Source organism: bacterium (genome assembly GCA_035454885.1).
GTDB lineage: Bacteria > UBA10199 > UBA10199 > JACPAL01.
Genome location: DATIGE010000014.1, coordinates 46,439 through 60,884 on the forward strand (window position 1 = coordinate 46,439; position 14,446 = coordinate 60,884).

The window sequence follows — 14,446 nt, forward strand, 5'->3', positions numbered from 1 at the left end:
AACCCTTCATCGGACGCCGTCATCGGCTGTCTCTCCAAAATGCTTTTTTAGCATAGGCGTTTCCATCTTGATATTTCAATCAAAAAATGATTATATGAATCTACAGTCATGTAGTAAACGGGAGGAGCCTCCCACGGAGGGTCCCTTATGAAAACGCTGGTGAACGAGACGCTCGTCCAGGTCGCCAAGTTCCTCAGGGCGATGGGAGAACCGAACCGCCTCAAGATCCTGCGCACTCTGCACGACGGGGAGATGACGGCGACGGATATCATCGCGGAGACGGCGGCGACGCAATCCAACGTGTCCAAACACCTGGCCATCCTGACCTCCGAGGGAATCGTCTCGGCGAGGAAGGATGGGACCTCCACCTACTACAAGATCGCCGATCCGAACATCACGTCGATCTGCGACACCGTCTGCCGGAGCATCGCCGACCGGATCCGCCAGTCGAGGAGCACATTGAAGAACATCCAAAAGGGGGTGGCGTTGTAGGCTCATTTTCTCTATAGAAATGTCGATATCGCTTGAAAAAAGAGTGAGCTTCGAACCCTACAACCTCTATTTCGGCTTTCTCTTCGGCCTGGTGGGCTTCGCCGCCTGGAGGTACGGGCGCCACAAGCAGAGCGCGCGGCACTTGATTTTGGCCGTCGCCCTCTTCGGCTTCAGCTATTTCATGCCGAACGTGTGGTGGACGCTCGGCGTGGGCGGGACCTTGACGCTTCTTCTCTTCTGGCCCTGAGGGCGATCTCATTTTTTAAAAAAAGTCTTCGATTGCTATCCCCCCGAAAGTCATCTAGAGTCTTGCGGCATTGTAGCACTGAAGTTGCGGAGATTTGGTAATCCTGCCTCAATCTTTTCGTTTCTCAAAGTACTACAGCAAACAATAAGGAGGACATCATGTCCAAACAAACAGGAACCGTGAAATGGTTCAACGACGCCAAGGGGTTCGGTTTCATCACCCCGTCGGATAGCGGAAAGGACCTCTTCGTCCATCACTCCAACATCCAGGGAGAAGGCTTCAAGTCGCTCTCCGAAGGACAGCAGGTCACGTACAACGTCGGCACGGGCCCCAAGGGCGAGTTCGCGACGGAAGTCACGGCCGCCTAGATTCCGTTGGATCCAAGCGTCAGAGAGGCCCCCGAACCGCAAGGTTCGGGGGCCTTTTCGTTTCAACGTCCCAGAAGCTCCCCAAGCGCCAGCGTTCTTCGCGTCTCCCCGAATATCTTTCCCGCTTCAAAGCCGCCCCAGTCCCCCATGAAGCTCCGGCGGAATTTTTCCACCAGGGTCGCCGGAGTTTCTCCGGCGTCCAGAATCTCCTCCAACGAGGCCCCCGGCGTCCTCTTTTCGAGCCGGTGCCCATCGTCCGCCGTGACGAGAGAGCAGTGAAAAATGGCCGGGACGGGTTTTCCGCTTTTTTCCAAGTGCGCGAGGCGTTCGTGGAGGAACCTCTGCTGTCCCGCCGCTTCCTCGAGGTCCCAGGCGCGCACGAGCAGGGCGTGATCACCGTCGTAATCGTCCACTGCGCAGGCCCAGTGGTACGCGGGAGCGAACGTGTCCTTGTCCGGGACCCCCCGCACATCCAACGCCGTGCCCGTGCGCGCCACCACAAAGTCATCCCGCCCGGTCGCGTCCTCCCGGCGGACCCGCCACGCCAGAGTCGGCAACGTCGTCTTGGGAAAGACATTCAGGTCACGGCATTTCCCCGTGTAGGCGGCCACGGGACCGTGGGGCGCCGAGGCGGCGGCGTCGACGGAGTCGCGGATCATCTTCCGGGAACAGAAGCAGGGGTAGACCAGATCCGCTTCGAGGAACTTGAGGAACGCCGTCCAATGCCGCTCAAAGGAATCGCTCTGGAGAGCCGTCGCATCCGGAACGAGGCCCAGCCGTTTCATTTCCTCCAACTGGCGCTCCCGCGCGCCCGGGACGTTTCGGGGTTTGTCGATGTTCTCGAAACGGACGGACCACGGGAGACTCAAGACCCGCGCCCACTCGCGCGAGATCCAGGCGGTGCGGAGATTGCCCGCGTGAAAGGTCCCGGTCGGCGAGGGGGCAAAGCGGACGGTCATAGACGTCACGGCTAACGTTTTTTTCGGGCCTTGGCTACACCCTCCCGCCGTGGGGCCTGTATACGGAAGTATACGAAAAGACCGGGCTTTGGTGGCACGGGCGCGGACCGCGTGTCTAACGTCTTCAAAAGGACGGCGGCTCTCCACAACTTTCGGACCATGGCGCCGAAAAGGGCCTCGGAGACGATGGTGACACAAATGAATACATTGCCGATTCAAGCGGTGGCGCTCAACCCCCTGGCCCTGCGCGCCTTTCATCCGGACCCCGGATCCGGGACCCTCTACGGCCCGACGATGGATATCACCCAGGGCGATGCCCAGGCGACCCGGCTCATCACCGACGGGGCCGCCGCCGCCGACGTCGAGCTCTGCACGGCCCTGGCGATTGAAGAAGCGCACGCCCTCGCTGCGATTTACCAGGGACGCGGGGTCAAGCCGCCCTGGCCGATCCCCGCAAAAAATCTGGAAGGCACCCCGTGGTTCATGGACTCATGCGCCCAGGGCTCGTCCTGGGGCGCCGCGCATTTTTTCAGCCCCGAACCCCACCGCGCCCTGGAGATCGACCTGCGCTCGCCGGGGCTGTCGATCTACACCTACAAGATCCTCTGCGAGGCCGGAGAAGCCACCCAATCCATCATCGTGTCCGCGTCTGAATCCGTCGAGACGAACTACTATGCCTTCCGGATTCACGCCCAGAATGACGCCAACGCCCTGGAGCTCGCGCTGGGGCTCGCGAGTGCGGTCTACCGGAGCCGTCAATACGACATGGCCAAGGAATTGGGACCTTTGAGATACCGGCAAGGCGACGAGGAGTCCTGGAGGCTCGTGCCGCGGACCCGGGGCGGCTTTCTGCCGCCCAAGCTCGGACCGGAGGCCAGCGGCGGGCTCATGCTGGCGTCGGCCCGTTCCGTCTTCGAGACCGAGGGATTTGCCCAGCCGGTGGCCGCCATCGAGATTCGTCCCTCAAAAGAGGGGGATGGGACCCGCCAGGTCGACCTCTGCCTGCATCGCCCTCCCGAGCGGTCCCGGAGACTCATGCCCTTGGCGCCGAAACTGCAAAAAGTCCTTTGGACCCCCATCTTTCAATCGATCTTCCGGCGGTAAGGGCGGGACTCACAGGAAGCCGCGCTCCTGAAAACACAGATACAACTCGCGGCACACCCAGGCGTCCGTGGCGGCGTAGAGGATTTGTTGCCGCGTGAGTTCCGCGCGGCCCCAGTTGGAGGTGCTTTGTCCCTTCGTGACGCGGAAACCCAAATACAGGGCGGTCAGGTTCCGCACGCTCGGCTGATGCATGCCCTGCCGCTTGGCGACCGTTGATAGCTCCACCGCGCTTTTCTCCTCGAACGCAAACCTCATCCTCAACTTGGCGAAATCATCGCGCAGGCCGATGCCGGCTTTGCGGATCGTTTCGCTTTCCAGCAGTTCCGTGAGGGCCTCGGCGCAGTCCAGGCGCTTGAGCGGAAAGAGATAGACGGCATGAGAGGCGGCCACCTGAACGAGGCTCGGCGGATGGACCTCCCCCTTCCGGAACGCGGGCCGCGTCTCCGTGTCGAGCCCGACGACGCGTTCGTGCCGGATGGCGTGCAGGGCCCGGGAGAGCTCGTGGGGATTCTCGACCAGATGCACCTGGCCTTCGTAACGGCGGATGGGGAGCTGAAGAAGGTCTTCACGTGAAATGGTTATTGGGATAATAGGGGAATCCATGATCTTGAGTCTGCCGCTTCCCATTGTTAGCCGAGCCAAACCGCTGGCGCAATCCGTCAATTGGACCTGAAACCCGGAGGTTCCCATGAACGCCGCCCAACTGCATCTCCTCGTCAACCACATCCCGATCTTCGGGGTGGCCTTCGGCCTGGCGGCCCTGCTCTGGTCCCTCGCGAGGGGATCCAAGGACATGCGGTGGGCCTCCATCGCCCTTTTCCTGGTTTCAGGCGCCTTCGCATGGGTCGCCGTGGAATCCGGGGAACGCGCGGAGGACCTGGTGGAAAATCTTCCCGGCGTCGTCAAGTCCTTGATCCACGACCACGAAGAGGCGGCCGAAACCACGAATGTCTCCATCATCCTATTGGCCGCGCTCTCGCTCGTCATGGCGGCGGCCGCGCGGTTCAAGCCCGCCCTCTTCAAGGGCGTTCAGGTCCTCGTCGTCGTCCTGGCCCTGGTCTCGAGCGTCCTTCTGGCCCGAACCGCACATCGGGGCGGACTCATCCGACATACGGAAATCCGGGGCGCGGCCGCCGGAAACACGCAGGGCGAGGGACGCGCCACAAACGAGGAAGACGACTGACCGTCCGCTCAGGATGGATTCGGCGGATCGAGGGATGGAACCAGCTTCGACCTTTTGAAATGCCCCAGGAGATGGCCATAGATGTAGGCCGACCGGAGGACGCGCTTCACGTAGCCGCGCGTCTCGGTCAAGGGGATCGCTTCGATGAATTCGTCGAGCGGCAGAAAACCCTGGGCGCCCAGCCAACGGTTCACGTTTCCCGGTCCCGCGTTGTAACCCATCACCGCCAACGCCGTCTGCCCGTCGAAACGATCCATCAAGTCGCGCAGAAATGAGGTTCCGAGCTTGATATTGTAGGGGGGGTCCTTCAGATCGCCCGCGGACGGAGGGAGCCCGAGGGCCTTCGCCTTGATGCGCGCGGTCGCCGGCATGAGCTGCATCACACCCACCGCTCCCGCGTGCGACCGCACGCCTCGGATGAAGAGCGATTCCTCGCGCATGATCCCCAAAACCAGCGCCAAGGGCAGACGATTCCCCTCCGCCTCGCGCCTGGCGTCCCGCTCGTAGGCCACGGGATACAGGGCGCGCGTCAACGTCGTGTCCCTGGCCAGGTCGATGTCGAACACCGACTTGTCGAGCGTCTCCGCCGCCAACTCGAGGGCCCGGTTGTAATCGCCCGACTCCGCCCAACGCTCGGCGATCGCTTCTGGACTTTGCGCCGCGGCATCCCGGCGGACGTAGGTGAGGTAGTCCAGGGCGTCCGCCGCGGCCTCGTGGTCCATCCTCCGGTTGAGATCATCGACCACGCGGAGGGCATCCGCCAAGGAGCGGTCCGGCGGCAATGAAGCCCTGGCCTTGGCGAGGGAGGGCGCCGATTCCGAGGAGCCCAAACGCGCCTCCGCCAGGAGGGCGTAGAACGAGAACGGATACGACTTGAGCACCTGGCGGTAGAGGCCGGCCGAAGCCCCTCCCAGTTTCTTCTTCGAACGGATTTCCGCGATGCGGCCCTTCCAATACAGGGCCTGTGGCTGGGCCTCGGTGCCGAGCGGCCGCGTCGCGATGATTTTTTCCAAATTTTCCTCGGCCCTCTCGTAATCCTCGCCTTGAATCGCGGAAAAGGCGTCGTCCCAGAGGTATTTCTCCTTCATGTCGCCCTCGGGGAGCTTCAAGAGGTCTCTCAGGGCTCGTTCCGCCCGGTCCCGCTCGTCCTGGGCCTCGTAAATCTGGGAGAGACGGTAATACGCGTCGTCGGCATAGCGGTTGCCGGCCGATTGAGTGGTCAGCCGGCTGAAGGTGGCCTCCGCCGCCTCATATCGCCTGAGGTCCGACTCGAGGCTCCCCTTCCAAAAGAGGGAACGGGCGACCAATCTCGCCTCGCAGGACCCTTCCGCCACCCGCCCGTAACTTTCCACCGCGTCTTCCCTTTCCCCGTCCTTCTGGAGGGCCCATCCGAGCTCGAAAAAGGCCCGGCACTTGTCCTTGTCCGGCACCTCGGCCGCGGCAATCTCGCTGATCGAGATCATGCCCGGAATCGAGTCGAAGAGGTTTCTCTGATAAAGGAGATGCAAACGGGTGAGACCGTCCATCGCTTCCGGAGACTCGGGGGCGTCGTTTTCGCGATCCGGAAAATACGCCCAGAGCCTCCGACGCCAGCCTTCATCGGGTTCGGAGGCCCGTTTGGCCGCCTCCAGCCCCGTCTCGAGGGCCTTCCGATAGAGCCTCCGGTAGAAGCTCTGGTTCTTGTTGATGATGTCGGAGGGCGGGGCCGGAAGGTCCCTGAGGAGATCCAGGGCCCCCGGGGCGTCGCCCCCCTCCAACCGGTCCCGCGCCAGGAACACGTTTTTCCAAAAATCCCAGACGGGCGACTTGTCCTTGGAGGGGAATTCGCGAACCGGCTCATCGAAATTCACAAACGTCACGATCGGTTTCCATCGGGCCGCCCTGGCGGCCCGCCCGCGGCGCTTGACGGAGCGGTGTTTGACCACGCGGTGCTTCGCGGGGGGACGCCGGACCGTCCGGCGTTGGGCGCAAATCCCGGCCGCGGGAACCATGAGCGCGATCGCGAGAACCAGCGCCCAAGCGAGCTTCGTCCCTTTCTTCATCGCAAGAGGCTCCTGCGAATGCGCAGCCCCTCATCGCGGGGCTTTCTTTCCGCGCAAAACACAAGCTGCCGGCCGACCATGTCCTCCATGACCTCCAGGAGGTTGTCATGGGGACGCGACGGCATCTCCGTCAGGAGGTCGATCGTCTGGTGAATGGCCTCCAGGGTCGTGTAGCAATGCCTGTCGGGCTGATGACGCACGCGAATGCGCGACGGCTCCGCCGGCGTAAAACGGATGCACGGCAGATTTTTCAGATTCCGGCTGCGGAACATCGTCCGGCGCGCGCTGTGCCAGGTTCCGTCGATCACAAAAATGAGCGGACGCTTGCCGGGGCGAAACAGGGCGCGGCGCTCTTCGGGCTCCAAGGCGCTCAGGTCCGTGGATCCTTCGCACGGAAACAAGACGGCGGGGTCATTCTTCGGATCCGCCAGGAGGGCGTTCACTTCGGCGCTGTCCGAGTAGTCGTCCCCCTCGATCAGAAACGAATCCTTCAAACACAGATGCGCCATGCGCCCGGTGGCGATCGGACGCTTCTCTTCGAGCGGATGAATGAGGATGGCGAAACGCAGATCGAGACCGATCGGACGGATTTTCGCGCAGTAGCAGAACCCGCCCGGACGCCAGCAGCGGTAACAGAGATCGCGCGGCGGAATTTGCGCCGCGAGGCGCTGCTGTTTGAGCCTTTGATAGTCGCGAAGCGTCGGGGCCATGTGTAACCCTTTTTGTAGACAGGTCCCCGCCACACTGCAAGACAGAGATTGCCGGAAACCGCCCCGCGCAGTATTCTCCGCACGCCGACCATGCGCCCTTACCGCCTCCTCTTCGGCCTCGCGGCCGCATACAACGCCGCATTCGGGGTCTGGGCGGGGTTTTTCCCCCAATCCTTTTTCACCCTCTTTCGCCTGGAACCCATCAACTACCCGTCGCTCTGGGCCTGTCTGGGGATGGTGGTCGGCGTCTACGCCCTCGCATACGCCTACGCGGCCTGGAAGCCCGAAGAAGGCGACGTCCTCATCTGGATCGGTCTCATCGGGAAGATTCTGGGGCCGCTGGGATGGGTGAAGACCGTCTGGGCGGGCGGCCTGCCTCCGCGCACCTTCCCCCTCATCCTCTGCAACGACCTCGTCTGGTGGTTTCCGTTTCTCCTCTATCTCCTCAGAAACCACAAGGACCGGGCGAAGATTCTCACCTCTCTCGTCGTTGTCGTGCACGTCATCGCCTGCCTCGGAGCCATCGTGGCCCGCGGCGGGACGGAGATCGAGCCCAGCCTCGGCGGCCGTCAGCAATGGGTCCTGGGCCACATCCCCCTCTGGTCGACCGTTTGGATGGCCTGGGTCCTCTCGTCGCTCAGCCTCCTGGCCTTATTCCCGCTCTGGGCGCGGGAGTTGGAGAGCCGTCTCGGCGGACTGATCTATGCCGCCGTCGCCCTCGACCTGGCGGGCGAGCTGCATCATATCGTGCTCGCCACCGACCCCGCGCGCACCCTGGCGCAATTCGCGGACGCCGTCTCCCGCTACAACCTCTTCAGCGTCGTCCTCGCCAACGGCCTGTACTGCCTGCTCGGCCTCGTCTTCAGCGCCCTCAGTTGGCGAAGGTCCTTCCTGAAGGGGGGCGTGGGCGTCTGGGGATTCGCGATGTGGACGGCCGGGCTCGGCCTCTCCCTGGCCGCCCTCCTTGAATCCCGCCCCGGAATCATCGCCGGCGCGGGCGCGGTCATGGCCCTCTTCCTTCCCTGGGTTGGCCTTGTCGGGTGGCGGTTCCGCGGCGCACCCGCCGGGAAGAAGGCATGAGCCGCCGCATCTTCATCGCGGGGGGCTACGGCGTCTTCGGCTCGCAGATCGCCCGGGAACTCGCCCGAGGCGGCATCCCATTGACGATCGCGGGACGCGACGGAGCGAAGGCGGCCAAGTGCGCCGCCGCCTACGGCGCCGACGCCCGGGGCGTGTCGTTGGACGTCCGTGACAAGGCGGCCTGCCGCAGTGCCTTTGAGGGGCACGCCGCGGTCGTTCATTGCGCCGGGCCCTTTTCGGACCAAGGCACGGCGGTCTTGGAGGCCTGCCTCGAGTCGCGGTGCCATTACGCCGACATCGCCGACGACCGCGTCTATGCCGCCAAGGTCCGGTCCTTCGACGCGCGTTTCCGGGCCGCGGGCCTCGTCGCCGCCTACGGCTGCTCGAGCCTCCCCGGAATTTCGGGCGCCCTGGCAAGGCGGCTGAGGGACCGGTCGCCGGAACCGCCGGCGCGCATCCGGGTGACGCTCTTCATCGGCAACAAGAACGCCAAGGGCGAAGCGGCCGTCCGGTCGGTCCTTAGAATCTTGGGGAAGGACGTTCAGGCGCCCCAAGGGCCGATCCGCGGCTTCGGCGATCCCGAAACCGTCGCCCTCCCCTCTCCGTGGGGCCGGCGGTCCGTAAACAATTTTGAAAGCCCCGAGTATGACCTCTTTCCCGAACTCTTCGGCGCCCGGTCCGTGACCGTCAAACTGGGATTTGAGCTCGGGGCGGTCCGCCGCGGCCTCGCCCTCTTCGCCGGACTCCCCGAGTCTTGGCGTCGGGCCTCGCTGAAGCCCCTCGTCCGGATCGGGAACGCGCTGAGTTTCTTCGGGACATCCGGAGGCGCCGTGATGGTGGAATTTTTCTACGGCGACGGTTCTCAAAAAAGCGAGGCTCTCTCCACCCCGGAGAACGGCCAAACGATGGCGATCCTCCCCTGCGTCTTCGTCGTTCACAAATTGCTGTCCGGAGCCCCAAATGAGGCCGGCGCCAAGATCGCCTACGAGATCCTGGGGGCCGATGAGATGACGACCAACTTGCGGTCCTTCTGCGTCTCTTGCTAGGATTCCCCGCGTGAAAAAGCCCACCCCCGACGATCTCCGCCGCCTCACGGACGTGATGGAAAACGTCGCCGCCGACTCCCTGGTCCTCTCCCAGCTCTCCGAAGAGGATCAAATCCGCTTCAAGACGGCGGCGGGGCGCGTGATCCATCCCGACAAGCTCGAGATCAAGCGCCGCAACAAGGCCCAAAGGCGCCTCCAACAGCAATCCAAGAAGAAACAAGACCGCTCCATGCGCGCGGCGACGGAGATCCGGACGGTCCGGAGGGAGTCGGTGTTCGTCCCTCCCCCGCACCGGCTGCTCGGGATCGGAGGAGACGCCGGAGACCTGGACGACATTGTCGGCGTCCTGGAACGGCCCGACCACTGCTACGTCTGCAAGGAGGAGTTTTCCCAAATCCATTTTTTCTACGACTCGATGTGCCCCCAATGCGCGCGTTTCAACTACGCCAAGCGCAACCAGACCGCACGGCTCGACGGCCGTGTGGCGGTGATCACCGGGGCGCGCCTCAAGATCGGCTACCAGGCCGCGTTGATGATGCTCCGCGCCGGCGCCCGTGTGATCGTCACAACCCGCTTCCCCCAGGACGCGGCCGTCCGGTACACGCGCGAGACGGACTTTGACGCCTGGAAGGACCGCCTGCAGATCTACGGACTGGATTTGCGGCATTCGCCGAGCGTGGAGATCTTTACCCGTCACCTCGACCGGTCCCTGGACCGCCTGGACATCCTCATCAACAACGCCGCCCAGACCGTGCGGAGGCCCCCCGGATTCTACGCCCACCTGATGGCCACGGAGGGCCTGCCCCACCGGGACTTGCCCGAACGGGCGCGCCCGTTGCTGGAGGACCACGAGCGATGCAAGGCCGCGCTGAGCGCGGCGCCCGGCACGATGTGGCTTTCCGAATGGCACGCGGGCAAGATCGATCCGGCGCCGGGCCTCACGGCCTCCGCGGCCCTTTCGCAGATTCCCTACACGTGCGACGACGGCATCGTCGCGGCGGAACACTTTCCCGAAGGCCGGCTCGACGCGGATCTCCAGCAGGTGGACCTGCGCCACCGGAACAGCTGGCGGATGACCTTGGCCGAGGTTCCGACGGCGGAGATGCTGGAGGTCCATCTGGTCAACGCGGTGGCCCCGTTCATCCTGTGCGCGAAGCTCAAGCCCCTGATGTTGCGGGACCGGACGAACCAGAAGCACATCGTCAACGTCTCGGCGATGGAGGGCAAGTTCAACCGCCATACGAAGACGGACAAGCACCCCCACACCAACATGGCCAAGGCCGCGCTCAACATGATGACGCTGACCTCCGCGCGCGATTACGCCCAGAGCGGCATCTACATGAACGCCGTCGACACCGGCTGGGTCACCGACGAGGACCCAGCCGCGATCTCCGCCCGCAAGGAGGAGGAGCACGACTTCCAGCCGCCGCTCGACATCGTGGACGGCGCCGCGCGCGTCTGCGACCCGTTCTTCTCGGGCCTTCTCACCGGCGAACACTCGTGGGGAAATTTTCTCAAGGACTACCGGCCGACCTCCTGGTGAAACGAAGTAGACAGCCGCAGCCGGAATGGGATAGTCCGTCAATCCAAGGAGAAACCAACATGGCACCTAAAGCAAACGCAGCCTTCATGAAGCCCCTCAAGCCGTCCGCAGCGCTGGCCGAAGTCGTCGGGGACAAGGCGCTCCCGAGAACCCAGGTGGTCAAAAAGCTGTGGGCCTACATCAAGAAGAAGGGCCTCCAAGACAAGAAGAACCGCCGGATGATCAACGCCGACGAGTGCCTCAAGCCCGTCTTCGGCGGCAAGAAACAAGTCAGCATGTTTGAGATGACGAAGCTGGTCAGCAAGCACCTGAAATAAGCGGCCTCATTCCCGCTCGTCGATTTCAACGACCTTTTTTCGACCGGACGATCCCATCCGGATCCGGATGGAGGATTTCGGCACGTCGAAGTAACCGGCCAGGGCTTCGATCACCGCCTCATTGGCGCGCCCTTCCCGCGGCGGGGCGTTGACCGCCACGCGGTAGGTCCCGTCGGGGAGTTTTTCCACCCCGGGCCTCCGCGAGCCGGGTTTGACGGTGATTTCGATCCTCATCACGGGACAGGGACCCCTCAAGTCACCACGACGGCCAAGGTCACCATCGCTTTCGCGACGAGGACCTCCTTCTCTCCTTCTTGGGAAAAAACCTCGGATTCGGCCACCGTCACCCGGCTGCCCGGGCGGAGGACGACGGCCTTGCAGCGCAGCGATCGGCCGCGGGCGGGACGGAGGATGTTGATCTTGAATTCGATCGTCAGGACGATTTCCCCCCCTTTGACCAACGTCGCGGCCGCGCCGCCGGCCGTGTGGTCGGCCATGGTCGCCATCACGCCGGCGTGGATCACGTCGTCCTGTTGCAGGTGCCGCGGCTGAATCTCCAAAGACGACTCGCACCAACCGCTCCCGAGGCCTTTGAGTCTGATCCCCAGCTCGCGAATGAAGGGGGCCTTGCTGAAGATGCGTTCCTGGCCTGCGTCGGGGGCCGGGTCTCGTGCGGGCATGACCCGAAGGCTGCACGATTTGAGGAAAGATGTCTACTAGTCGAAGACTTCCTCGAAAACCGCCTGCCAATTGCCCGGTTCGTAGTCGCGCTCGAAAATGGAGTCGGGCGTCCCGTCCGCGTCGGTGTCGGAAAACGTCCGGACCGGGTAACCGGAGGCGTCGAATTCCGTCGAAGACGTCTGATCGATCGTGCCGTCGTTGTCCTTGTCCTCTTCCCAGCCGGTTTCGTTCCCCAGCTCGTCATAATGGTAGGTCGTGACGCGATTCGCGGTGCCGTCCGCGTCCGAGTCGAATTCCCCCCGGATCCGCCGACCCTCGGCGTCGAAGAAGGACAGGGAAATGAAATTGGGAACGCTGTCCGCGCCCAAATCGGTTTCCGAGCGGATGCGGTTGTTGTTTTCATCGAACGTGGTGACGCTGATGATATCCACCGTGCCATCGTTGTTGGTGTCGCTTTCGTCCCGGATGTCGTTGTGATGGGCGTCGAAAAACGAATCGAACGATCCGTCGATGACGCCGTCCCCGTCCACGTCCACCGTGCGGCGGATCGGGTCGTTGTTCGCGTCGAACGTATATTCCTCCACCCGATCGATCGCACCGTCCCCGTCCTCGTCTCGGACGTCTCGGACCCTGTTCCCCAAAGCGTCGAACTCATGCGACTCGATGAAATCGTTTACGGTGTCGCCGTCCGTATCGGCCTCCTCGAGGATGAGCCTTCCAAACCCGTCATAGGTATTGTCGAAGGTCTGGTCGGTCACGCCGTCGCCGTCGGAGTCGGTGTCGCCGTGGATCAGCCGGTTTCGCCCGTCATAAGTGTACAGGGTCACGCGGTCGATCGTCCCGTCGCCGTCCGTATCGGACTCCGTTCGCTCCCTAAGCCCCGCGGCATTGTAGAAGGTTTGTGAAGTTTGATCGAAGACTCCATTAGCGTCGGCGTCGAAGCGCGAGGCCGAGACGCGGAAGATCTCGGGCGTGAGGCCCAGGGCGGTGTACAGGTGATCGAGGGCCTCGGGGTAGCTCCGTTCAAACGGGCCCGCCGTGAACAGCCCGGCGTCGGAGCCATCCCGGATCAACCCTCGGAAGGCCGCGTTACGCGGAAAAGTAAAAACGTCTTCGTCGAACGGGATCTCGAGTCCGGACGCCAGGTCCGACAACCCCTCGGGCACGGCGATGCCGTTCGACGGGTCCTGATCCTGGTCGATGTTTTGGAGGAACAAGGCCCGGTTGGCGGCTTCGATAAAGGGATGGGGGATCCGGTCGCCGATGGCATTCACGATCGCCCGGAGCTCGCGTGCGTCCGTTACGGGCGCGGCGCCCGGGACCAGGTTGAACGGACTGACGACGGCCTGGCCCGCGGTTTCTCCCAGGTCGATGTCGCCCAGAAAGAACCGGACGGTCTCCTCCGGCTGGAAGAGGAAGGCCCCGTCCGCTCCGGTGACGCCCGCCTCGGTTTCTGTTTCATAAGAAACGCCCTGGACGGGCGCGTCGACCAGCGTTCCGGTCTGCGTCTTGTTCCCGCAGCCGAGGCCCGAGAGCAAAAGAGGGATGGCGAAGAGGATGGCTTTTTTCATGATGGTCCTCCACTCGGGCTTCAGTTTAGTTCCTCTTCGGGAGATATCAAGGCGGGAGCGTGCCGGGAAGGAGATTCCGTATTCAGGAGGTGACAGGGATTTTGGTCAATCGGGCGTCGCGGATCTAATTCTTAAACTCCGGCGGGAGGTCGCGCAGAACGATGTGCGGAATCTCTTCGTCTGCGAGCTCTTCGATTTCCTCGGGAGTGGCCTCGCCGTAAATATTCTTTTGAGGGATCTCGCCATCCCGCATCTTGCGGGCCAGGGAGGCGAAGTCCTTGCCCACGTTTTCGAAATGCGTCTTGACGTAATGTCTCAGGGCCTTGAGGACGGTAATGCCGTCGATCTCACCGGTCGCCAAAATCTCCGTGGGCAGGGCCTGGCCGTCCGCTTCCGGGGCGGGAATCACCCGCGGCAGACACTCCGGCGTTTCGGCCGGGCCGCCCGCGTTCACCTTGGAGACGTGTTCATCCCCGCAAAACTGACAGGTCACCAGGCCCCGGACCTTCTGGGCGTCAAAGGCCTCGGGCGCGGGAAACCACCCCTCGAACTGATGCCCGTGACCGCAGACAAGTTCGTAAACCACCATAACATTAAAATAAGTCCGATCTTGGAGTTGTCCAGGGGGCAAAAAGCTTAAGGATTTCAACCATAAACGGTGTCGAGTCTCAGAATGCCGTCTTGACTTTGGGCTAGGGACCTACGACTTTGGTCTCCACCCGAGGAGAGCATGTCACAAGAAACCGAAAAACAGACACTCGAATCCCTTCGAGGCCACTCGCAGCCTGTGGATCGCTTGGCCGAATATCAAGCGGGCTCCATCGTCAGTACCCGCATCATTCAAAAAAAGGCCGGGAACGTCACCGCTTTCGCCTTTGACCAAGGGCAGGAGCTCAGCGAACACACGGCCCCTTTCGACGCCCTCGTGACCCTTGTGGATGGCGAGGCGAACATCATGGTCGGCGGTTCCTGGAACAAGATGAGATCCGGGGAAGCCATCCTATTGCCGGCCAATGTCCCGCACGCCGTGAAGGCCGTCACCCGGTTTAAGATGCTGCTGACCATGATCCGCTCATAGGCACAGTTCTCGGTTCGAGGGGATC

At 63.0% G+C, this 14,446-nt stretch carries 17 protein-coding genes and 1 pseudogene; 10 read left to right on the top strand and 8 right to left on the bottom strand.

What is annotated here, in order from left to right; translation table 11 throughout:
- The first annotated feature begins 147 nt into the window (after positions 1 to 147).
- The 3 genes from VLJ37_02890 (at position 148) to VLJ37_02900 (ending at position 1,107) form a co-directional block, all read left to right on the top strand.
- The gene (locus VLJ37_02890; GenBank protein HSA58611.1) at positions 148 to 492 is read left to right on the top strand and encodes a metalloregulator ArsR/SmtB family transcription factor; all 345 of its coding nucleotides are present in this window, start codon (positions 148 to 150) and stop codon (positions 490 to 492) included.
- Between the two features lie 43 nt (positions 493 to 535).
- A complete protein-coding gene (locus VLJ37_02895; GenBank protein HSA58612.1) occupies positions 536 to 739 on the top strand; it encodes a hypothetical protein in 204 nt (67 codons plus the stop codon).
- Positions 740 to 897: 158 nt separating this feature from the next.
- Positions 898 to 1,107 (top strand): cold-shock protein, encoded by a 210-nt coding sequence (locus VLJ37_02900; GenBank protein ID HSA58613.1) that lies wholly within the window; start codon positions 898 to 900, stop codon positions 1,105 to 1,107.
- A 62-nt stretch (positions 1,108 to 1,169) separates the two neighbouring features.
- Here the strand turns inward: VLJ37_02900 and VLJ37_02905 are convergent, their stop codons facing one another.
- Entirely contained in the window at positions 1,170 to 2,066 is an 897-nt protein-coding gene (locus VLJ37_02905; protein HSA58614.1) for a glutamate--tRNA ligase family protein, read from the bottom strand.
- Between the two features lie 159 nt (positions 2,067 to 2,225).
- Here VLJ37_02905 and VLJ37_02910 point away from each other — a divergent pair, with 159 nt between their 5' ends.
- Positions 2,226 to 3,170, top strand: a complete 945-nt coding sequence (locus VLJ37_02910) for a hypothetical protein (GenBank protein ID HSA58615.1) — start codon at positions 2,226 to 2,228, stop codon at positions 3,168 to 3,170.
- Between the two features lie 9 nt (positions 3,171 to 3,179).
- On the opposite strand, the gene VLJ37_02915 is transcribed toward VLJ37_02910, so the two are convergent.
- Complete coding sequence (locus tag VLJ37_02915) at positions 3,180 to 3,773, bottom strand: 3'-5' exonuclease (GenBank protein HSA58616.1); 594 nt, start codon at positions 3,771 to 3,773, stop codon at positions 3,180 to 3,182.
- An 85-nt stretch (positions 3,774 to 3,858) separates the two neighbouring features.
- Between VLJ37_02915 and VLJ37_02920 the strand changes: the two genes are divergently transcribed.
- Positions 3,859 to 4,353, top strand: coding sequence for a hypothetical protein (locus tag VLJ37_02920; protein ID HSA58617.1), 495 nt, complete (start codon positions 3,859 to 3,861; stop codon positions 4,351 to 4,353).
- Between the two features lie 8 nt (positions 4,354 to 4,361).
- Here VLJ37_02920 and VLJ37_02925 read toward each other — a convergent pair whose 3' ends face one another.
- A complete protein-coding gene (locus tag VLJ37_02925) occupies positions 4,362 to 6,395 on the bottom strand; it encodes a transglycosylase SLT domain-containing protein (protein ID HSA58618.1) in 2,034 nt (677 codons plus the stop codon).
- The gene (locus VLJ37_02930; protein ID HSA58619.1) at positions 6,392 to 7,105 is read right to left on the bottom strand and encodes a tRNA-uridine aminocarboxypropyltransferase; all 714 of its coding nucleotides are present in this window, start codon (positions 7,103 to 7,105) and stop codon (positions 6,392 to 6,394) included. Before VLJ37_02930 ends, VLJ37_02925 begins: the two co-directional genes overlap by 4 nt.
- Before the next feature lie 90 nt (positions 7,106 to 7,195).
- Here VLJ37_02930 and VLJ37_02935 point away from each other — a divergent pair, with 90 nt between their 5' ends.
- The 4 genes and pseudogenes from VLJ37_02935 (at position 7,196) to VLJ37_02950 (ending at position 11,091) form a co-directional block, all read left to right on the top strand.
- Positions 7,196 to 8,185 (top strand): hypothetical protein, encoded by a 990-nt coding sequence (locus VLJ37_02935; protein ID HSA58620.1) that lies wholly within the window; start codon positions 7,196 to 7,198, stop codon positions 8,183 to 8,185.
- Positions 8,182 to 9,231 carry a saccharopine dehydrogenase NADP-binding domain-containing protein gene (locus VLJ37_02940; GenBank protein HSA58621.1) on the top strand — a complete coding sequence of 350 codons (1,050 nt, stop codon included), beginning with the start codon at positions 8,182 to 8,184 and terminating at the stop codon, positions 9,229 to 9,231. The genes VLJ37_02935 and VLJ37_02940 overlap by 4 nt, the downstream gene beginning before the upstream one ends.
- 55 nt (positions 9,232 to 9,286) lie before the next feature.
- Positions 9,287 to 10,774, top strand: coding sequence for an SDR family oxidoreductase (locus tag VLJ37_02945; protein HSA58622.1), 1,488 nt, complete (start codon positions 9,287 to 9,289; stop codon positions 10,772 to 10,774).
- Between the two features lie 74 nt (positions 10,775 to 10,848).
- Positions 10,849 to 11,091 (top strand): annotated as a pseudogene (locus VLJ37_02950) (SWIB/MDM2 domain-containing protein).
- A 6-nt stretch (positions 11,092 to 11,097) separates the two neighbouring features.
- On the opposite strand, the gene VLJ37_02955 reads toward VLJ37_02950, so the two are convergent.
- The 4 genes from VLJ37_02955 to VLJ37_02970 all read right to left on the bottom strand — a co-directional run bounded on the left by VLJ37_02955 (position 11,098) and on the right by VLJ37_02970 (position 13,932).
- Positions 11,098 to 11,325, bottom strand: a complete 228-nt coding sequence (locus tag VLJ37_02955) for a DUF167 domain-containing protein (protein HSA58623.1) — start codon at positions 11,323 to 11,325, stop codon at positions 11,098 to 11,100.
- Positions 11,326 to 11,342: 17 nt separating this feature from the next.
- Positions 11,343 to 11,771, bottom strand: a complete 429-nt coding sequence (locus tag VLJ37_02960; protein HSA58624.1) for a PaaI family thioesterase — start codon at positions 11,769 to 11,771, stop codon at positions 11,343 to 11,345.
- Between the two features lie 36 nt (positions 11,772 to 11,807).
- Positions 11,808 to 13,343, bottom strand: coding sequence for a hypothetical protein (locus VLJ37_02965; GenBank protein HSA58625.1), 1,536 nt, complete (start codon positions 13,341 to 13,343; stop codon positions 11,808 to 11,810).
- A gap of 124 nt (positions 13,344 to 13,467) precedes the next feature.
- Positions 13,468 to 13,932 carry a DUF1178 family protein gene (locus VLJ37_02970; protein HSA58626.1) on the bottom strand — a complete coding sequence of 155 codons (465 nt, stop codon included), beginning with the start codon at positions 13,930 to 13,932 and terminating at the stop codon, positions 13,468 to 13,470.
- A 141-nt stretch (positions 13,933 to 14,073) separates the two neighbouring features.
- On the opposite strand from VLJ37_02970, the gene VLJ37_02975 reads away from it, so the two are divergent.
- Entirely contained in the window at positions 14,074 to 14,421 is a 348-nt protein-coding gene (locus tag VLJ37_02975; protein ID HSA58627.1) for a cupin domain-containing protein, read from the top strand.
- Positions 14,422 to 14,446 lie beyond the last annotated feature (25 nt).

Bases quoted from the DNA above. Each gene is read 5' to 3' on its own strand.
- VLJ37_02890 (HSA58611.1), top strand. From the start codon at position 148: ATGAAAACGCTGGTGAACGAGACGCTCGTCCAGGTCGCCAAGTTCCTC.
- VLJ37_02900 (HSA58613.1), top strand. From the start codon at position 898: ATGTCCAAACAAACAGGAACCGTGAAATGGTTCAACGACGCCAAGGGG.
- VLJ37_02905 (HSA58614.1), bottom strand. From the start codon at position 2,066: ATGACCGTCCGCTTTGCCCCCTCGCCGACCGGGACCTTTCACGCGGGC.
- VLJ37_02910 (HSA58615.1), top strand. From the start codon at position 2,226: ATGGCGCCGAAAAGGGCCTCGGAGACGATGGTGACACAAATGAATACA.
- VLJ37_02915 (HSA58616.1), bottom strand. From the start codon at position 3,773: ATGGATTCCCCTATTATCCCAATAACCATTTCACGTGAAGACCTTCTT.
- VLJ37_02920 (HSA58617.1), top strand. From the start codon at position 3,859: ATGAACGCCGCCCAACTGCATCTCCTCGTCAACCACATCCCGATCTTC.
- VLJ37_02925 (HSA58618.1), bottom strand. From the start codon at position 6,395: ATGAAGAAAGGGACGAAGCTCGCTTGGGCGCTGGTTCTCGCGATCGCG.
- VLJ37_02930 (HSA58619.1), bottom strand. From the start codon at position 7,105: ATGGCCCCGACGCTTCGCGACTATCAAAGGCTCAAACAGCAGCGCCTC.
- VLJ37_02935 (HSA58620.1), top strand. From the start codon at position 7,196: ATGCGCCCTTACCGCCTCCTCTTCGGCCTCGCGGCCGCATACAACGCC.
- VLJ37_02940 (HSA58621.1), top strand. From the start codon at position 8,182: ATGAGCCGCCGCATCTTCATCGCGGGGGGCTACGGCGTCTTCGGCTCG.
- VLJ37_02945 (HSA58622.1), top strand. From the start codon at position 9,287: ATGGAAAACGTCGCCGCCGACTCCCTGGTCCTCTCCCAGCTCTCCGAA.
- VLJ37_02955 (HSA58623.1), bottom strand. From the start codon at position 11,325: ATGAGGATCGAAATCACCGTCAAACCCGGCTCGCGGAGGCCCGGGGTG.
- VLJ37_02960 (HSA58624.1), bottom strand. From the start codon at position 11,771: ATGCCCGCACGAGACCCGGCCCCCGACGCAGGCCAGGAACGCATCTTC.
- VLJ37_02965 (HSA58625.1), bottom strand. From the start codon at position 13,343: ATGAAAAAAGCCATCCTCTTCGCCATCCCTCTTTTGCTCTCGGGCCTC.
- VLJ37_02970 (HSA58626.1), bottom strand. From the start codon at position 13,932: ATGGTGGTTTACGAACTTGTCTGCGGTCACGGGCATCAGTTCGAGGGG.
- VLJ37_02975 (HSA58627.1), top strand. From the start codon at position 14,074: ATGTCACAAGAAACCGAAAAACAGACACTCGAATCCCTTCGAGGCCAC.